This is a genomic window from Streptomyces sp. (assembly GCF_019510245.1).
Taxonomy (GTDB): Bacteria; Actinomycetota; Actinomycetes; order Streptomycetales; family Streptomycetaceae; genus Streptomyces.
The window spans coordinates 23,167-41,886 of record NZ_JAEKKT010000114.1 but is presented as its reverse complement, the minus strand read 5'-3'; the positions used below and the strand labels follow the sequence as shown (position 1 = coordinate 41,886).

14 protein-coding genes are annotated in these 18,720 nt (G+C 72.6%); 9 read left to right on the top strand and 5 right to left on the bottom strand.

Annotated features, from left to right (window positions below; genetic code table 11):
- Positions 1-191: 191 nt before the first annotated feature.
- The gene (locus tag JF597_RS06645; RefSeq protein ID WP_293990550.1) at positions 192-947 is read right to left on the bottom strand and encodes an SDR family oxidoreductase; all 756 of its coding nucleotides are present in this window, start codon (positions 945-947) and stop codon (positions 192-194) included.
- A gap of 66 nt (positions 948-1,013) precedes the next feature.
- Positions 1,014-3,233 (bottom strand): SpoIIE family protein phosphatase, encoded by a 2,220-nt coding sequence (locus JF597_RS06640; RefSeq protein WP_293990548.1) that lies wholly within the window; start codon positions 3,231-3,233, stop codon positions 1,014-1,016.
- Positions 3,234-3,472: 239 nt separating this feature from the next.
- On the opposite strand from JF597_RS06640, the gene JF597_RS06635 reads away from it, so the two are divergent.
- From JF597_RS06635 to JF597_RS06620, 4 genes are all read left to right on the top strand, one after another.
- The gene (locus JF597_RS06635) at positions 3,473-6,031 is read left to right on the top strand and encodes a SpoIIE family protein phosphatase (protein ID WP_293990546.1); all 2,559 of its coding nucleotides are present in this window, start codon (positions 3,473-3,475) and stop codon (positions 6,029-6,031) included.
- A 176-nt stretch (positions 6,032-6,207) separates the two neighbouring features.
- Positions 6,208-6,579, top strand: coding sequence for a cupin domain-containing protein (locus tag JF597_RS06630; protein ID WP_293990765.1), 372 nt, complete (start codon positions 6,208-6,210; stop codon positions 6,577-6,579).
- Between the two features lie 84 nt (positions 6,580-6,663).
- Positions 6,664-9,516 carry a LuxR family transcriptional regulator gene (locus tag JF597_RS06625; protein ID WP_293990544.1) on the top strand — a complete coding sequence of 951 codons (2,853 nt, stop codon included), beginning with the start codon at positions 6,664-6,666 and terminating at the stop codon, positions 9,514-9,516.
- A gap of 321 nt (positions 9,517-9,837) precedes the next feature.
- Positions 9,838-10,020, top strand: a complete 183-nt coding sequence (locus tag JF597_RS06620; protein WP_293990542.1) for a hypothetical protein — start codon at positions 9,838-9,840, stop codon at positions 10,018-10,020.
- 225 nt (positions 10,021-10,245) lie between these two features.
- Here JF597_RS06620 and JF597_RS06615 read toward each other — a convergent pair whose 3' ends face one another.
- Genes JF597_RS06615 through JF597_RS06605 form a run of 3 tightly spaced genes read right to left on the bottom strand, consistent with a single transcriptional unit; the run spans position 10,246 to position 12,754 of the window.
- A complete protein-coding gene (locus JF597_RS06615; RefSeq protein ID WP_293990541.1) occupies positions 10,246-10,875 on the bottom strand; it encodes a CoA-transferase in 630 nt (209 codons plus the stop codon).
- Complete coding sequence (locus JF597_RS06610) at positions 10,875-11,570, bottom strand: 3-oxoacid CoA-transferase subunit A (protein WP_293990539.1); 696 nt, start codon at positions 11,568-11,570, stop codon at positions 10,875-10,877. The genes JF597_RS06615 and JF597_RS06610 overlap by 1 nt, the downstream gene beginning before the upstream one ends.
- On the bottom strand, positions 11,567-12,754 hold the full coding sequence (locus JF597_RS06605) for a thiolase family protein (protein WP_293990537.1): 1,188 nt from the start codon (positions 12,752-12,754) through the stop codon (positions 11,567-11,569). Before JF597_RS06605 ends, JF597_RS06610 begins: the two co-directional genes overlap by 4 nt.
- Before the next feature lie 78 nt (positions 12,755-12,832).
- Between JF597_RS06605 and JF597_RS06600 the strand changes: the two genes are divergently transcribed.
- The 5 genes from JF597_RS06600 to JF597_RS06580 all read left to right on the top strand — a co-directional run bounded on the left by JF597_RS06600 (position 12,833) and on the right by JF597_RS06580 (position 18,719).
- On the top strand, positions 12,833-13,720 hold the full coding sequence (locus tag JF597_RS06600) for a LysR substrate-binding domain-containing protein (protein WP_293990535.1): 888 nt from the start codon (positions 12,833-12,835) through the stop codon (positions 13,718-13,720).
- 202 nt (positions 13,721-13,922) lie between these two features.
- Positions 13,923-14,870: a helix-turn-helix domain-containing protein gene (locus JF597_RS06595; protein ID WP_293990533.1), complete on the top strand. Its 948-nt coding sequence runs from the start codon at positions 13,923-13,925 to the stop codon at positions 14,868-14,870.
- A 110-nt stretch (positions 14,871-14,980) separates the two neighbouring features.
- Positions 14,981-16,771, top strand: coding sequence for an FAD-dependent monooxygenase (locus JF597_RS06590; RefSeq protein WP_293990531.1), 1,791 nt, complete (start codon positions 14,981-14,983; stop codon positions 16,769-16,771).
- 2 nt (positions 16,772-16,773) lie between these two features.
- Entirely contained in the window at positions 16,774-17,829 is a 1,056-nt protein-coding gene (locus JF597_RS06585) for a maleylacetate reductase (protein ID WP_293990529.1), read from the top strand.
- The gene (locus tag JF597_RS06580; protein WP_293990527.1) at positions 17,826-18,719 is read left to right on the top strand and encodes a dioxygenase; all 894 of its coding nucleotides are present in this window, start codon (positions 17,826-17,828) and stop codon (positions 18,717-18,719) included. The genes JF597_RS06585 and JF597_RS06580 overlap by 4 nt, the downstream gene beginning before the upstream one ends.
- Position 18,720 lies beyond the last annotated feature (1 nt).

The following is an 18,720-nucleotide window of genomic DNA, read 5'->3' as shown; positions in this document are numbered from 1 at the left end:
GGGGATCCGGAAGCGGGTCGCCGACCCAGGCGAGGAGCTGCCAGCCGTGCTCGGCGGCCACCGCCTCCGGCGCCATGGTGCTCCCCACGCAGGCGGCGTCGATGCTGCCCTCGCGCAGCCCGCGCAGGTCCAGGCCGTAGTCGCCGGGCGCACGGACGGCGGTGCTCCGTGCGCGCCGGACGGCGGGTGCGTCAGTACATCGTCATTCCGCCGTTGACCACGGCGGTGGTGCCGGTCATGAAGGAGTTGTCCTCACCGGTGTAGAAGGCGATCGCCTGGGCGACGTCGGCCGGACGCGCCAGGCGGCCCAGCGGGGTGGCGGCCACCTGCCGCCGCTTGACCGCGTCGTCGGTCACGCCGGCCATCCGGGTGTCCTCCACCGCACCGGGCGCGACCACGTTGACCGTGATGTGGTGCGGACCCAGTTCCTGGGCGAGATAGCGGGCCAGCGCTTCCAGCGCGGCCTTGGCCGTCCCGAGCGCGACCATGCCCGCCCGGGGGCGGCGGCTGAGGCCGGTACCGAGGAAGACGATGCGTCCCCAGTCCTGTTCGGTCATGTGCGGCAGGACCGCCTTGGTGACCGCGAACGCCGCGTGCATCTCGGCGTCGAGCTTGCCGCCCAGCTCCTCCCACGTCATGTCCTGGAACGACCTGACCGCGTACGGGACGAGCGCGTTGTGGACGAGTACGTCGACGCCGCCCCACGCCGCCCGGACCTGCTCGACCATGTCCCCGACCGCCGCCGCCTCCCGCACGTCGGCCTGCACGGCCATGGCCTGTCCGCCGGCGCCCTCGATGCCGGCCACGATCTCCTTGGCCGCTTGGGCACTGCTGAGGTAGTTGACCACCACGCGCATCCCCCGTGCGGCCAGGAGCCGTGCGGTGGTCGCCCCGATTCCGCTGCTGGCGCCCGTCACCAACGCCACCCTGCCGGGTGTCCCGGTCATGAGCCCGCCTCCTTCACGTCGTCTCGTCGTCTCGTCGTCGCGGGCCGTGGGAAGGGCCGCGCGGGGTCACCGGTCGTCGATGGCTCTCGAACCCCGCGCCGGCAGCGGCATCGCACCGTCCTGGTCCGCGGTGGCGAGCCCGATGAGCAGCAGGGCGATGTCGTCCGTCCTGGGGGCGGTCCATCGTGCGTGGTCGATCAGGGCCGTGGCGAGCCCCTCCATCGGCTGGAACCGGGCCCGGGCGAGCTGGGTGGCGAGTCCGGACATGGCGTCGTCCAGGTCGACCCCGGGCGTCTCGACGAGTCCGTCGGTGTACAGGGCGAGGACGGTGCCGGGTGTCAGCGGGATCTCGGTGACGGGATAGTCCGTGTCGGGGTCGATGCCGAGCAGCAGCCCGGGCGGCAGGGAAAGTACCTCGGCGTGTCCGTCCGGGCGGCGCAGGACCGGCGGGGGGTGCCCGGCGGTGGCCAGGACGGCACGGTTGCGCGCGAGGTCGAGATGCGCGTAGAGACAGCTGACGAAGCGGCCCGCGTCCAGGTCGACCAGCTGACGGTTCGCCTGCGTGAGAGCCTGCGCCGGCGTGGTTCCGGTGGCGGCGTGGGAGCGGAGGGACGGGCGGATCCGGCCCATGAGCGCGGCGGCGGTGACGTTGTGGCCCTGGACGTCGCCGATGAACGCGGCCGCGGTGGTGTCGTCCACCCGGACCAGGTCGTAGAAGTCGCCGCCGATGTCCATGCCACGGGCGGCGGGCAGGTAGCGGGCGGCCGCGTCCAGGCCCGGGACGTCGGGCAGCGAGTCGGGGAGCAGGGCGGCTTGCAGGGTCTGCGCGAGCTCCTTGCTGGCGTCGTACAGGCGGGCGCGTTCCAGTGCCTGTGCGACGAGTCCCGCGAGTGCGGTGAAGACGACCCGTTCCTGCTCGGAGAAGGTGTGCGGGCGGTCGAAGGCGAACACGCACGAGCCCACCGGGCGCCCGGAGGTGATCAGCGGCAGAAAGACCCAGGCGTGCAGGTTCTCCTGCCGGACGGCGGGCGGGTAGGCGCGGGACAGTTCCTCGAACGTGGCGAAGAAGGCGGGCCGGCCGGTGGCGAGGACCCGCACCGGGGGCGCCAGGCAGGTCAGCGGTGCTCCGTCGAACAGTTCCAGGAGCCCGGGGTCGTATCCACGACGGCCGATGACACGCATTCTGCCGTCCTCCGCCGCGAGCAGGGCCACGGTACGGGCGCCGAAGGCCGGCAGCATCTCCTCGGTGATCAGATCGACCACGTCGCGCACGCCCACGGCCTCCGAGAGGGCGGCGGCCAGGTGGAGCACCTGGTAGACCTCGCCCAGGGGGATCGACTCGCCCAGGAACCTCCCCGCCCGTGCGGGCCCGGCCGGTGCGGCCGGACCCGGGCCGGCCGGCGAGATGCGCAGGCTCACCCCGGATGCGTCCGGGTAGAGCTGGAAGGCGAGCCAGTGGTCCGGCGGGCGCAGGGCGGTGAAATAGGCGGGCCTGCGGCTGACCAGCGCGCCGCGGAAGCATTCCTTGAGCGGCGAGTCCGCGCACCAGGGCAAGGAGCGCCAGGGGCGGGTGCCGGTCAGGTCGCGGACGCTGCCGCCCAGCAAGGTCGCGGCGGTGGCGCTGACGTAGGTGAACGTGCCCTCGAGGTCGAGCGAGCAGTTGCCCTCCGGCAGCCGTTCGACGAGGTCCGCCGCGGCCGGCGCCCCGGCCGGATCCCGGCTGCGGGCCGGAGGCCGCGGCAGGGTGCGCGGTGCCGGTCCCGGACGTACGGCGTCGCCGGTGCCGACGGCGTCGTGCAGGAACCGTCCCAGGCGGCGACAGGCGGCGGCAACCCGGTCGGGTCCCGGACCGGCGGCCCCGGCGATGTCGGTCCCGGGCCACAGGAGCAGCAGCGTGCCCCAGGCCGTGGTGCCGGTGACGATCGGTGCCGCCGCTGCCGCGCAGTGGTAGGGAAGTGCGATCGCCGTACGCGGATAGCGCCGGGCGAACTCCTCCGGATCGCTCAGCCAGACCAGCCGTCGCCGGCGCAGCGCCTCCGCAACCGCCACGGGGCTCGACAGCGCCACTCGGGACCAGGGCGTCAGATACTCCGCCGGCAGCCCCGCGGTCACCTCCAGCCGCAGTGTCTGCCCGTCGGGCGCCAGCAGGAAGACCGCACCCGCGAGCACCCCCGTGTCGCGCACGGCGGACTCCAGCAGCCGGTCCAGCTCCGCCCGGCGCGCCGGCCCGGTGGCAGCCGGGGACGGACGAGGCCCGTAGCGCGGTACCGCGCCGTCTTCCCGCATGGCGCACATAACAGCACCGTACGTCCGCACCGGCCGGCCCCGCGCGGGAGAGCCGCCGGCCCCCCTTTCGCCGCAGTGGCTCCTGTCACAGATCAAAGTGCCGCCCTGTCAATGGTCTGAAAAGCGACAAGTGGGGGCGCAATCGCGCTCAAGTCCGAGACCGGAACCGACAACGGCGACGAAGCCCGGCGTACCGAAGGTGCCTGCCTCGCCGTCACCTATCCGAGGACGACGATTCGATGATCAGCACAGACACAGCGGTACCCCGTACACAGCCGAGCATCCGTGAGCCCTCGGAGTCGGCGATCGCGATGCTCGACGAGCAGGGGACGGTGGTCGGATGGACGCGGGCCGCCGAGCGGCTGGTCGGGTACTCCGCCGCCGACATGGTGGGCCGGTCGGCCTCGGCCGTTCTGCCGTACCCCGAAGAAGCGCCGACGACCGCCGAGTTCGTCGGCCGGTGCCTCGCCCGGCGCGGCTGGTCGGGCACGACGACGGTACGGCACAGGGACGGGCACGGGCTCGACGTGAGCCTGCGGGTCTCGATGCTGTCGGGGCACGGCGAAACGGTCCGGTGGCTCGTCTCCGTGACCGACATCGGGGAGGCCTCCGGGGAGACGACGAACGAACTGGTGCGGGAGTCGCTGCTCGCCCGCGTCCCCATGGGCATCGTCGTGCGGGACCCGCACCTGCGGTGCACCTGGGTGAACGACACGATGGAGAGCCACGACGGCATCCCCCGCGACCGCCGGCTCGGACGGCGGTTCAGCGACGTGCGGCCGGGGGCCGAGGCCGAAGCACTCGAAGAGGCGATGCGGGAGGTGATGCGGGGCGGGCCCGCGCAGGTCCACGACCACCGGACGTGGCTGCCGTCGAGCCCGCACCGGGAGCACACGTACGCGGCTTCGGTCTTCTGCCTCCAGGACGCCGACGGCCAGGTGCTGGGGGTGTGCGTCATCAGCGTCGACCTCAGCGGGAGCCGGCGGGCGCGCGATCGCCTGGCCATCCTCAGCGAGGGCAGTACCCGCCTCGGCAGCAGTCTGGACGTGATGCGCACCAGCCAGGAACTGGCCGACCTGGCCGTGCCGCTGCTCGCCGACTACGTCGCCGTGGACCTCGAACAGTCGGTCCCGTTCGGCGAAGGGCCCCCGGTCCACATCGGCGCCTCGGGCCGGCGCCTCCCGGTCTTCCGGCGCGCCGGTCTGGCGTCGATCCGCCAGGGGGTCCCGGAGTCCCCGTGGGCGCACGGCGAGGTGGTCCCCTGGCCGCCCGCCTCACCCTTCACCGAGGTCCTGCGCACCGGGACGTCCCACCTGGAGCCGGTCCTGGACACCGCTGCGGGCACCTGGATCGACCAGGACCCGGCGCGGGCGCGGACGATCCACGAGAACGGCACCCACTCCCTGATGCTCATCCCCATCCGTGCACGGCGCGTCCTGCTGGGCATGGTGCTGTTCATCCGCACCTCGGCCCCGGGGCCGTTCCAGGAGGTCGACGTGCTCCTCGCCGAGGAACTCGTCAGCCGCGCCGCGCTGGCCCTGGACAACGCGCGCCAGTACGCCCGCGAGCACACCGCCGCCCTCGCCCTCCAGCGGAACCTGCTCCCGCACCGTCTGAAAGGGGGCGCGGCGGTCGACACGGCGTCGCGTTACCTCCCCGCCGACATGGATCACGGCGTCGGGGGCGACTGGTTCGACGTGATCCCGCTGTCCGGCGCGCGCGTGGCCCTCGTCGTCGGCGATGTGGTCGGACACGGGATCAACGCCGCCGCGACCATGGGCCGGCTCCGCACCGCCGTACGCACCCTCGCCGACATGGAGTTGCCCCCCGACGAACTGCTCACCCACCTCGACGACACGGTCCGGCGGCTGGCCGAGGACGACGCCGACGCTCCGGAGCAGTACTCCCCGGCCGTGGGCGCCACCTGCCTGTACGCGGTGTACGACCCGGTCACCCGCAGGTGCACCATGGCGCGGGCCGGGCACCCGCCGCCCGCGGTCATCGACCCGCAGGGGCGGGTCGCTTTCCCCGACCTGCCCACCGGAACCCCGCTGGGCATGGGCCTGGGCGTCCCCTACGAGGCGGCGGAGCTGGAACTGCCCGAGGGAAGTCTCCTCGGCCTGTACACCGACGGCCTCGTCGAGACCCGCGAACACGACATCGACGTGGGAATGCGCCGCCTCGGCAGCGCCCTGGCACAACCCGGCCGCTCCCTGGAAGAACTCTGCAGCAGCGCGATGGAGACCTTCCCGGGGCAGGCACCCCCCGACGACCGCACGCTGCTCCTCGTCCGCACCCGTACGCTCGACCCCGCCCAGGTGGCCTCCTGGACGCTGCCCAGCGACCAGACCGCCGCCCGCAGCGCCCGGCACCTGGCCGCCCGTCAGCTGACCGAATGGGGCCTGGGGGACGTCGCGGACGCCACGAAGCTGATCGTCAGCGAACTGGTCACCAACGCCGTCCGCCACGGCACCGGTCAGATCACTTTGCGCCTGATCCGGCACCAGGTCCTGACCTGCGAAGTGTTCGACTCCAGCGCCTGCGCCCCACGTCTGCGCAGCGCATGCACCCATGACGAGAACGGCCGCGGCCTCTTCCTGGTCGCCCAGCTGTCCCGCAGATGGGGTTTCCGCACCGTGCCGGGCGGCAAAGTGGTCTGGGCCGAGGAGGACCTGGCCCCCGCATCGTCAGACCCACGGGAGCCCGGGGTGCCACCTGTAGTCGCGGAGCGGCCCGTCCTCGTCTCCGCGACGGCGGGCTCCGGTGACGTCGCGGGACGCCGGCCGTTGCCGTGGTAGTGCGTACGCCGCGTCGCGCGCTCCTGGTTTGTGAGGGCCGCCGACAGGATGCAGGGTGGATCGTGGAGCAGCAGTGCCGGACCATCCGTTCCGGGCCGGCCTACGGAGGTGCAGCAATGTCGGCACAGGACTCGGCGACCGAGAGCGCCGCACAGGACAGCGAGTACGGTCCCAGGATGCTGGCGGACGTCAGGCCGCCCTTCGTTCCCGAGGGTGCTTCGGGCATGACCGTCCTCGTCGAGTGGCCGCCGGGCGACCCCGGGACACCTCCGCACCGTCACTCGGGGCCGTGTTTCGGCTACGTCCTCGAAGGCGCGGTCCGGTGGGAGCTCGAAGGCGAGCCGGAACGTGTGATCAAGGCAGGTGACACGTTCTGGGAGCCGGGCGGTGAGGTGATCCACTACCAGAACGGCAACGCCTCCTCGGAGGAGCCGGCCAAATACATCGTGTTCATGATGTGCGCGCCGGGCCAGCCGATGCTCACCCTGGTCGACGACGAGGAACTGGAGAAGCGGGCCCACCTGCGCGCCCCGCGCCCCGCGGAGTGATCCGCCGGCTCACGACGAGGGTCGCGGCCGGCGAGGCGGGGGACCGGCGTTGAGGGCACCTGTGGCCTGCGGCATGCTTGCCCCATGCGCGGCACAGACCCCACGGGCCACCTGGACCCCGGGCGTGGGAACCAGGCCGGGACCGGGCTGCGCCTGCGGGGCCGGGACCGTGAGATCGCGGCCGTCCGCGAGGCTCTGGTGGCGGTGCGCGGCGGACGGGGCGCCTGCGTCGTCGTGGAAGGCGCGCCCGGCGTCGGCAAGAGCCGGCTCCTCGCGGAGCTGGACGAGCGGGCCCGGCGCTGCGGGTTCGACGTGGTCCCCGTAAGGGCCGACGAGTTCGATCAGTATGCGGCAGGAGCCGCCCTCCAGTCGGCCCTGCAGGCCCACGACGGTTCTCCCCGGGCCGCCGCGGGCCTGGACGACCAGCGCCTGCGGCTGCTGGACGGCATCGCGGACGCGCTGGAGGACCGGGCCCAGCGTGCCCCGGTACTGGTGCTCGTCGACGACGCGCAATGGTCGGATCCGGCCACGCTCTTCGCGCTGCGCACGCTCCCCGGACGACTGGCTGCCTCGCGGATCCTGTGGGTGCTGGCGGTACGGTCGGAGACCGAGCGCCCGACCGTGGCCAGGGTGCGGGAGGACCTCGAGCGCCTCGGCGCCCGATGGCTGACCCTCGGCCCGCTGCCCCAGCGGGAACTGGAACACATCGCGGCCGACGTGCTCGGGACGGAACCGTCCCCCGGTCTGGCCAGGATGCTGCGAGGCGTCGCGGGCAATCCGTTCCTCGCGATCGAACTGGTGCGCTCTTTCCCCGGCCCGGACGCCGCCGAAGCAGAGGCGGGTGCGGCGGACCGCCTGTACCGCGACATCCCCGTCGCCTTCCGTCAGAGAGTCGCCGCACGTCTGCACCAGCTGCCGGAGGACGCCGTACGCCTCGTCCAGATCGGCTCCGTCCTCGGCCGCGAATTCGACTTCGGCACCGCCGCCCGCATGCTCGGCAGGCAGGTCGGCAGCCTGCTCTTCGGCGCGGAGGCCGCCCTGAACAGCGGCCTGCTCTCGGCGGACGGCCCGCGACTCGCCTTCCGCCACGACCTCCTGCGCCAGGCCGTCCACGAGAGCCTGCCGCCTGCCGTGCGGACCGCGCTGCACCGGGAGGCCGCCGAGAGCCTGCGCGCCGACGGGGCACGGTCGGCGGAGGTGGCCTGGCATGTCGTCATGGCGGGCGGCCCGGTGGACGACGACGCCGTGACCAGGCTGCACACCGCCGTACGGGAACTGTCGTCGACGGCCCCCGACGCCGCCGCGGACCTGGCCCGGCGGATCGCCGGCCTGCTGCCCCCGCGCGACCGGCGCCGCGTCGGTCTGCTCACCGACGCCGCCGAGTACCTCGGCCGGACCCGCCGGGTCCACGAGGCGCTCGAACTGGTCGACGCGACCCTGTCGGACGGTCTGGAGCCGCCGCAGGAGGCGAACCTGCGCCTGGTGGCCGCCGAGATACACCAGGCCGCGGGCGACGACGCCGCCGCCATGACCCACCTCCAGCAGGCCCTGGACCTTCCCGCGCTGCCGCAGGACCTGCGGGTCCTGCTGCTGAAGACCCGGGCGACGGGCCATGTGCACCTCGGGAACATCACGGCTGCCGAGCAGACGGACACCGGCCTGGTCGCGGCCGCCTACCAGAGCCACGATCCGGCCGTCGTGGTCAGCGTCATGGTGTTCCAGTCGCAGACGTCCTTCTACCGCGGGCGCCTCGGCCGAGCGCTGGAGCTCGCCGAGGCCGCCACCGCACGCGCCTGTGCCGAGCCCGCCGTGCCCTACCTGAGGCCCCCGCGCATTCCGGCGCTGTGGCTGGCCACGGTACTGACCAGCACCGACCGGCTCGCTGACACCGAGCGGGTGCTGCGTGAGGGCCAGCACGAAGCGGAGGCGCTGGGCCTCGGCTGGTCACTTCCGCACTGGCACGCCCGCCGTGCCTGCGCCCTGCTCGAACAGGGCGCGCTGGACGACGCGGCCGTGGAGGCCGAGGCCAGTCTGGCGGTGGCGGGCGAACTCGAGATCACCCAGCCGGATCCGCAGGCCCGCGCCGTGCTGGCGCTGGTGGAGATCAGGCGCGGCGACCTCGCCAGGGCGGGGGAGCATCTCCGTGAGGCCGAAGCCGTCCCCGGCACGAACGCCCGGCGGTACGCCTTGTGGGTGTCGCTCGCGCGCGCCTGTCTGGCGGACGCGGAGGGCAGGGACCAGGCAGCGGCAGCGGCGCTCGCCGGGACCGTCGAGGACAGCGAGCCGACGCGGCTGCTCACCCTCCCGCCGTCACACTGGCCCGCCATCGCGCGTATCGCGCTGCGCGGCGGGGCGCCGTCGGTCGCGCAGGCCGTGTCCGGCGCACTGAGTACCCTGACCGCCCGGGACGACGGCCAGTTGATCAGCGCGGCCGTCCGTGCCCACGTGGACGGGCTGCTCCACGGCGACCCGCGTGCACTCACCTCCGCCGTCGCCGGCTACCGGAGCACCGGCAGGCGACTGGCTCTGGCCGCGGCCTGCGAGGACCTCGGCGAGCTCATGGCCGCCTCGGCCGATACGGCGCAGGCGATCCGCTGTCTGGAAGAAGCGGGCCGGCTGGCGTCGGCCTCGGGAGCCGTGGGCGATCACGAGCGGCTCGTGCGGCGTCTGCGGCAACTGGGCGTGCGCGCGGGCGCCCCGCGGCTGGGCAAGGACATCTCTCCGGGGTGGGGGAGTCTGACCGGATCCGAGCGGAAACTGATCCCGCTCGTCGTGGAAGGACTCACCAACCGGGCGATCGCCGACCGGCTCCACGTGTCCGTGCACACCGTCAACACCCACATGAGACACATCTTCACCAAGCTCGGGATCAACACCCGCGTCGAACTGACCCGGCTGGCGGTCGAACGGGGCGGTGTCGCCGACGGCACCGGGTGAGCGGCGCCCCGGCTCTGGATGCGCTGCCGACGGTGCCGAAGTCTCTGCCCCTGGTCTACAACATCGTCGGCCGTGCCCTGCAGGGCCACGCGGACGTGGACGACGTGGTCCAGGAGCGATGCCGAAGGTGGCCAACGGCACCTCCGGGCTGCGCGGTCCGGCGGCGTTCCGATCCTGGCCGGTGGCGGTCGCCGTACGCGAGGTGCGCGACAGCGCGAGTCGGCGGGGTTCCGAGAAGACCCCGATCGGCATGCCGCGCCCGGAACTGCCGGACTCCTGCCGGACTTCGTCGGCCACCTGGAGGTCTCCCCGGTGGTGCCGATGCACGGCACCGCCGTGGCCGAGGCCGGCGCGGCCGTCCAGGAGACCGTGGTGGCCGCGGGCTTCCTCCCGCAGATCGGCGTGCCGCCGGTGGGCGCCCGGGCGGCGGCCGTCGGCACGGCCATCGGCTTCGACAAGAACGAAAGAACGACAAGAACGACAAGAACGACGCGGACGCGGTGAAGGCCGCGGGTGGCCGCCGCGCACCGGGTCGTGCGGGAACTCGGCCCCATGGGGTACGTCGCCTACCGCGCCCACCTCGACCTGATGGACGACGCGGCCGGGCTGTGCTGTCCTTCGACGACGGCGCGTCCCACCGGTTCCCGGCGAAGCCAAAGGACGCGGTGGACCCGGGCGGCGTGCTCTCGCCGGGCCGTTACGGCGTCTGGCCCGGCGGCGCCGATCACCTCAGGTGACGCGGTCGAGCCCGAGCCTGGCCGACAGGTCCTCGGCGCTGGTGCCGTACGTCTGAAGCATCCTCACCTCGCCGCCGGCGAGGTCGAAGATCCCGTGGTCGGTGTAGACCCGGCTCACGCAGCCCCGGCCGGTGAGCGGGTAGGTGCAGGCCGGCACCAGTTTGGGGGAGCCGTTCTTGGCGAACAGCGTCATCATCACGTAGACGTCCTTGGCGCCGATGGCCAGGTCCATCGCACCCCCGACGGCGGGGATGTCGCCGGGGCGGCCGGTGTGCCAGTTGGCCAGGTCCCCGTTGAACGCGACCTGGTAGGCGCCGAGCACGCAGACATCCAGGTGGCCGCCGCGCATCATCGCGAAGGAGTCGGCGTGGTGGAAGTACGACGCGCCCGGCAACTCGGTCACCGGCACCTTGCCCGCGTTGGTCAGGTCCGGGTCGATCTCGTCGCCGGTGGCGGCCCGGCCCATGTTGAGCATGCCGTTCTCGGTGTGCAGGACGACGCCGGAGTCCGCCGGCAGATGGTCTGCGACCTTCGTCGGGTGTCCGATGCCCAGATTGACGTAGGAGCCGGCCGGGATGTCGCGGGCGACGACGGCGGCGAGTTCGTCGGGGGAGAGTGCCATCAGCGGGCTCCTCGGGTCAGGTACTGACGCTGCCGGACCGGCACGATCCGGTCGACGTAGATGCCCGGTGTCACGACGGCCTCGGGGTCCAGGGCGCCGACCGGCACCACCTCGGCGACCTGGACGACCGTGAGGGTGGCGGCGGTGGCCATGACGGGCCCGAAGTTGCGGGCCGTCCTGCGGTAGACGAGGTTGCCCATGCCATCGGCGCGGTGCGCCCCGACGAGGGCGACGTCGCCTCTGATCGGGTACTCAAGGACGTACTCGCGCCCGTCGATGGTGCGGACCTCCTTGCCCTCGGCGAGCGGAGTGCCCACCGCCGTCGGGCAGAAGAACGCGCCGATGCCCGCACCGGCCGCGCGCAGCCGTTCGGCCAGGTTGCCCTGGGGGACCACTTCGAGTTCGACCTCGCCTGCCCGGTAGAGCTCGTCGAAGACATAGGAGTCGCTCTGCCGTGGGAAGGAGCAGATCACCTTCCGCACCCGCCCGGCCTTGAGCAGCGCGGCCAGGCCGACCTCACCGTTGCCGGCGTTGTTGCTGACGATCGTCAGGTCCCGCGCGCCCTGCCGGATGAGCCCGTCGAGGAGGTCGAAGGGCATACCGGCCATCCCGAAGCCGCCCACCAGTACGGTACTGCCGTCCTTGATTCCGGCCACCGCGTCGTCGACGCTCTCGAGCACCTCGGCCCGGCTCAACGGGTCACCTCCACGTTCTCCAGCACCACTGCCAGCGCCTGTCCCACCCCGATGCAGATCGCCGCCACGCCGTACCGCTCGCCGCGCTCGGCCAGCACCTTCGCGAGCGTGCCGAGGAGGCGCGCCCCGGAGGCGCCGAGTGGGTGCCCGATCGCGATGGCGCCCCCCTTGACGTTCACGATGTCCGGGTCGATGCCCCAGGCGTCCACACAGGCGAGGGACTGCACGGCGAACGCCTCGTTGAGCTCCACCGCGCCGACCTGGTCCCACTTCACGCCCGCCCGGGCCAGGGCCCGATCGGCCGCCTCGACCGGCGCGAAACCGAAGGCCTGCGGCTCCAGCGCGTGCGCACCGCGACCGGCGATCCTGGCCAGCGGAGCCCGCCCGATGGCGTCCGCAGCCGACTCGGAGCCCAACAGCACAGCCGAGGCACCGTCGTTGAGCGGCGAGGAGTTGCCCGCGGTGATCGTGCCGTCCTTGCGGAACCACGGCTTCAGCGCGGCCAGTTTCTCCGGCGAGGAGTCCGTACGGATGCCCTCGTCGCGGGCGAGGTCGATGCCCTCGACGGGGACGACGAGATCGTCGTAGAACCCTTCGTCCCAGGCCGCGGCGGACAGTCGGTGGGAGCGGAGCGCGAAGTCGTCCTGACGCTCGCGCGAAATGCCGAACCGCTCCCGCAACTGCTCGTTGCACTCGCCGAGCGAGACCGTCCACTCCGCCGGCATCCGGGAGTTCACCAGCCGCCAGCCCAGCGTGGTGGAGACCGCGGTGACGTTGCCGGCCGGGAAGGCGCGGTCGGGCTTGGGGAGCACCCAGGGCGCCCGGGTCATCGACTCCACCCCGCCGACGAGTACGACGTCGGCGTCCCCCACCTCGATGGTGCGCGAGCCGATGATCGCGGCGTCGAGCGAGGACCCGCACAGCCGGTTGACCGTCGTGGCGGGCACCGAGACCGGGACCCCGGCCAGCAGGGCGGCCATCCGGCCGACGTTCCGGTTGTCCTCGCCGGCCTGGTTGGCGTTGCCCCACACGATCTCGCCGATCGCGGCGGGGTCGAGGCCGGGGGCCTTGGCGAGTACGCCGTTGATCGCGGTCGCCGCGAGGTCGTCGGGACGGACGTCCGCGAGAGCGCCGTTGAAGCGCCCGAACGGCGTGCGGGCTGCGGCATAGACGAAAGCTGTCATGGCGACCACGCTAGGCACGAACCTTGATACAGTGAAGGACCGATATCCCACCCAATTGAGATGTTGAGAGTCTTAGTGGTGAATCTGCGCCACCTCACCTACTTCGTCGCCGTCGCCGAGGAGCGCCACTTCGGCCGCGCCGCCGACCGGCTGCACATGGCCCAGCCGCCGCTCTCCCAGGCGATCCGCCAGCTGGAGGCCGAACTCGGCGTCGAGCTGCTGCACCGCACCACGCGCCGCGTCGACCTGACCGAAGCGGGCCGCGCCTACCTCGCCCGGTCCCGCGCGATCCTCGCCGACGTCGACGAGGCCGCCCACGAGGCCCGCAGGGTGGCGGCCGGAGCCGTCGGTCACCTCGCGATCGGCTGCGTCGGCTCGGCGACGTACAGCCTGCTCCCGGCACTGTCCCGCCACCTCGCGACCGAATTGCCGGGCGTGGACTTCGCCTTCCGCGGCGAGATGCTCGCGCCCGACCAGGTCGAGGCCCTGCGGGCGGGTGAGATCGACATCGCGCTGCTGCGGCCGCCGGTCACGGACCTCTCGCTCACGGTCACCCCGCTGCGGCGCGACCGGCTGGTGGTCGCGCTGCCCGCCGACCACCCGCTGGCCCGACGGAAGCAGATCCGCGCGGCCGACCTGGGGCGCACCGAACTCATCGTCCACTCCGCGGACCGGCGCTCGGTGATGTACGGCGTGGTGCTCGGGCTGCTCCGGGACGCCGGCCTCGACCCGCACGTCCGGCACGAGGTCGGCGAGACCTCCACACTGGTCACCCTGGTGGCCGGCGGCCTCGGCGTCGCGGTCGTGCCCGAACCGGTGACCGCACTGGCCCTGGCGGGTGTGACCTACCGACCGCTGGTCCGCCCGGCCGCCACCGTCGAACTCGCCGTCGCACACCGGACCGACCGGACGGAGCCGCACCTGGGCCGGACGATCGACGTCATCCACCGGATGCTCCGGCCCTGACCGACCGTCCTTGTCCCCTCCGCCGGCACCTGAGCATCCAAGCCATGGGTTCAGCGAACAGACGGGCATTGATCGAACAATGGCCTGTGATGCACACCGCAGTCCGGAACCCCCACGCCGGGCCGGACGCCGTCCCCCGGCGCAGCATCGAGCACTCTTCATCGCCTTCTACGTCCGACGAGCCGGGCCTACCCTGAGAGTCATGCAGCCCGCACCCGCAGCACCCCGCCCGGCGCAAGCCTTCTCGACGGCACATGTGCCGTCGGCGGAACGGCTGCGGGCCTGGGAGGAGCACAACGCCAGCGCCCTGATCGCCCTGGAGTGCCGTACGCCGGGCGGCGAGGACTTCCGGGCGCGCGAGGACAACCTCGGCCTCGGGCGGGTCCGTCTGGCCAGGGTCCGTACGACGGCCCACGTGGTGGAGCGCCCCGCCGATCTCATCGAACGTCGGCCCACGGGATCCCTCGCGATCTACGTCTCCCTGCGCGGAGAAGCGCAGTTCCGGCAGGCGGGCCGGTCGCAGATCATCCGGCCCGGCGACGTTCTGGTCTGTGACGCGGACGGGAGCTTCGTCCGCGGGTTCGGCCACGGGCTGGACGAGCTGGCGGTGCGTGTGGACCGCCGTGCGCTGCCGGACGGCGTGCGGGCCGGGGAACCGCTCATCGTCCGCCGCGGCGAGAAAAACCCGTACGCTCGCGCGATCGCCCGCCTTGTCGGACGCGCCGTCGGCGTGGAGACCCCCACCCGGCCCGACGAGCAGACGGTCATCGATCTCGCGTCCGCGCTCGTGGGCGACGGCATCACCCGGCCACCGGTCGTACACCGTGCGCTGGCCTGCGCCCACGCCGAGGACCGGCTGCACGATCCGCGCCTGTCGGCCTCCGAGGTCGCCGAAGCCGTCGGGATCAGCGTGCGTCAGCTCACCCGCGTCTTCGCGGACGCCGGCACGAGCTTCCCGCGCTACGTCCTCGGACGGCGCCTCGAACTCGCCTACGGTCTGCTGACCGGCCCCGGCGCCGGTTCGGCCCGTACCGCGACCGTGGCGACCGCCTGCGGTTTCAGCTCGGTCGCCCACTTCTCGCAGACCTTCCACGCCCGCTTCGGCATCACGGCGGGCGCGTTGCGCCGTACGGCCGCGAAGCGCGGCTGAAGAACCGCGGCATACGGATTTCGGCCGTCCGCCGCCCCAACCCGCCGTGTACCACCGGGATGGGGCGCACGCTGCCTTCAGAACCGCGCGACAAGAAGGTGAGCGGCCCCATGCCCGACTTCAACGACGGTCAGCAAGAGACCGCACTGCCGGCATCGGCACAGGTGGAGACCGATGTCCTGATCGTCGGCTCCGGCCCGGCCGGCGCCTCGGCGGCCCTGTTCCTGTCGACCCTGGGCGTCGACAACATCGTGATCACCAAGTACCGGTGGACCGCGAACACCCCTCGGGCGCACATCACCAACCAGCGGGCGATGGAGATCTTCCGCGACATGGGGATCGAGGACCAGGTACTGGCCGACGCCACCGAGCACGGCCTCGTCGGCGACACGGTCTTCTGCACCGCCATCGCGGGCGAGGAGATCGGCCGTATCCACACCTGGGGCACCCGCCCCGACCGCGAGGCGGACTACCGGCTGGCCTCGCCCTGTCTCACCGTCGACATCCCGCAGACGTACCTCGAACCGATCCTCGTCAAGAACGCCACCGTCCGCGGCACCCAGACCCGCTTCTCCACCGAGTACCTCTCGCACACCCAGGACGACACCGCCGTCACGGTCCGGGTCCGCGACCGGCTCACCGGCCAGGAGTACGACATCCGGGCGAAGTACCTCATCGGCGCCGACGGCGCCCGCTCCCGGGTCGCCGAGGACATCGGCCTGCCCTACGAAGGTGCGATGGACATCGCCGGATCGATGAACATCACCTTCAAGGCCGACATCGCCTCCTACGTCGGCCATCGCCCGTCGGTCCTGTACTGGGTGATCCAGCCGGGCGCCAACGTCGGTGGCATCGGCGCCGGCCTGGTCCGGATGGTGCGCCCCTGGAACGAGTGGCTCATCGTCTGGGGCTACGACATCGCGGGCGAGCCCCCCGTGGTCGACGAAGCCGAGGCGATCCGCATCGTGCGCCAGCTGCTGGGCATCCCCGACCTCGACGTCGAGATCACGGGCACCAGCCTCTGGGGCAACAACGAGATGTACGCCACCCACCTCCACAAGGGCCGCGTCTTCTGTGCCGGCGACGCGATCCACCGGCACCCGCCGAGCAACGGCCTGGGCTCCAACACCAGCGTCCAGGACTCCTACAACCTGGCCTGGAAACTCGCCGCGGTCCTGCGTGGGCAGGCCGGTCCTTCGCTGCTGGAGACGTACTCGCAGGAGCGGGCACCCGTCGCGAAGCGGATCGTCACCCGCGCCAACAAGTCCAGCCGCGAGTTCGGCGACATCTTCCAGGCCCTCGGCGTCCTCGGCGCCAAGGACGAGGACGAGATGCGGGCCCTGATCGAGGAGCGGAAGGCCAACACACCCGCAGGAGCAGCCAAGCGGGCCGCCCTCGTGACGGCGATGGAGACCAAGAACTACGAGTTCAACGCGCACGGCGTCGAACTCGGCCAGTTCTACGAGTCCGCGGCTGTCGTCTCCGACGGCACCCGCCCCGCCCCGAGCGAGGACGAGGACCTCTACTACACCATGTCGACCAGCCCCGGCGCGCACCTTCCGCACGCCTGGGTCGGTGACAACATCACCAAGCACGCCATGATGGACCTGGCGCCGTACACCCGCTGGACCCTCATCACCGGGATCGCCGGCGAGGACTGGGCCGACGCGGCCGAGAAGGTCGCGCAGGACCTCGGCATCCCGCTCGGTACCGTGGTGATCGGCCCCGGCCGCGAGGTGACGGACCTCTACTACGACTGGGCCAAGCTGCGCGAGGTCGAGGAGTCCGGCGCGATCCTCGTACGCCCCGACAAGCACGTCGGCTGGCGCTCGGCGAGCCTCGCCGACGACCCCGAGGCGGCCCTGCGCGACGCCCTCACCCGGATCCTCGGAAAGGCGTGACCGTGCGGTTCCTCCACGAGACGCTCCCGCAGCGCGTCGTCTTCGCCCCCGGTGACGCACCGGCCGCGGTCGCCGCCGAAGTGGCGGCGCTGAAGGCGTCGAAGGTGATGCTCATCGCCGCTCCCGCCGAGGCGGCCCACGCCGACCGCGTCGGCGCGGACCTGCCGGTCGCGGTGCGCCACGACGAGGTCGTCATGCACGTACCGGTCGACGTGGCCGAGCGTGCCCGCAAGGCCGCCGCCGAGGGGGCCGTGGACGCGCTGGTGTGCGTCGGCGGCGGCTCGACGACCGGCCTGGCCAAGGCGGTGGCGCTGACCACCGGCGTGCCGATCGTGGCCGTCCCCACCACGTACGCCGGCTCGGAGGCGACGAACGTCTGGGGACTGACCGAGGGCGACGTGAAGACCACCGGCGTCGACCCCCGCGTCCTGCCGCGCTCGATCGTCTACGACGCCTCGCTGCTGCTCAGCCTGCCGGTCGGGCTGTCCGTGGCCAGCGGCCTCAACGCGCTGGCCCACTGCGTCGACTCCATGTGGGGCCCGCGCGCCGACCCGGTCGACCGGGCGCTGGCGGGGGAGGGCATCCGGGGCCTGGCCCAGGGGCTGCCCGCCGTGGTCACCGACCCGACCGGGCTCGAAGGACGCGAACAGACCCTGTACGGCGCCTACTTGGCCGCTGTCGCCTTCGCCTCCGCCGGCTCGGGCCTGCACCACAAGATCTGCCATGTGCTGGGCGGCATGTTCAACCTCCCGCACGCCCAGACCCACGCCGTGGTACTGCCGCACGTGCTGGCCTTCAACGCCCCGGCCGTGCCGGAGACCGAGCGGCGCATCGCGGAGGCCTTCGGCGCCCCGACGGCGGTGGGGGGCCTCGCCGCACTGCGTGAGACGCTCCACGCCCCGCGGGCGCTGCGCGACCACGGCATGCCCGAGGCCGGCATCGCCCGGGCCGTGGCCCCCGTCCTCGCCGCCGTCCCCGCCGGCAACCCCACCCCCGTCACCGAGGAGAACCTCACCGCGCTGCTGCGTGCGGCCTGGGAAGGAAGTGACCCCTCATGACCCACCACGTGTCCTCGGAGCAGACGGCCCGCGAGGAGGACCTGATCGCACGAGTGCAGCGCTCCTTCGACTCCTGCGAGAACGCCCGGCTGAGGGAGCTGATGCAGGGGATCGTCAAGCACCTCCACGCTTTTCTGCGCGACGTCCGTCTCACCGAGGAGGAGTGGAGCCAGGGCATCGAGTTCCTGACCGCCGTCGGCCACCTCACCGACGAAAAGCGCCAGGAGTTCATCCTGCTCTCGGACACCCTCGGCGCCTCGATGCAGACCATCGCGATCAACAACGAGGCCTACGGCGACGCCACCGAGGCCACCGTCTTCGGCCCCTTCTTCGTCGAGGGGTCCCAGCGGATCGAGCCGGGTGGGGACATGTCCTTCGGGGCGGCCGGGGAGCCGTGCTGGGTCGAGGGAACCGTCCGCGACGCCGACGGCGCCCCGATCGCCGGGGCGAAGATCGAGGTGTGGGAGGCGGACGAGGACGGCTTCTACGACGTCCAGTACGGCGACGACCGGACCGCCGCCCGCGCCCACCTGTTCACGGAGGCCGACGGCAGCTACCGCTTCTGGGGCGTCACGCCGACGCCGTACCCGATCCCCTACGACGGTCCCGTGGGCAGGATGCTGGCGGCGACCGGCCGCTCGCCCATGCGGGCCTCGCACCTGCACTTCATGGTCGAGGCGCCCGAGTGCCGGACGCTGGTGACGCACATCTTCGTCAGGGGCGACGAGCTGCTCGACTCCGACACCGTCTTCGGCGTCAAGGACTCCCTGGTCAAGGACTTCGAGCAGCGCCCGGCCGGCACGCCGACGCCCGACGGGCGGGACGTGGACGGCACCTGGACGCAGGTCCGTTTCGACATCGTCCTCGCCCCCGCCGACGGCCGAGGGTGAT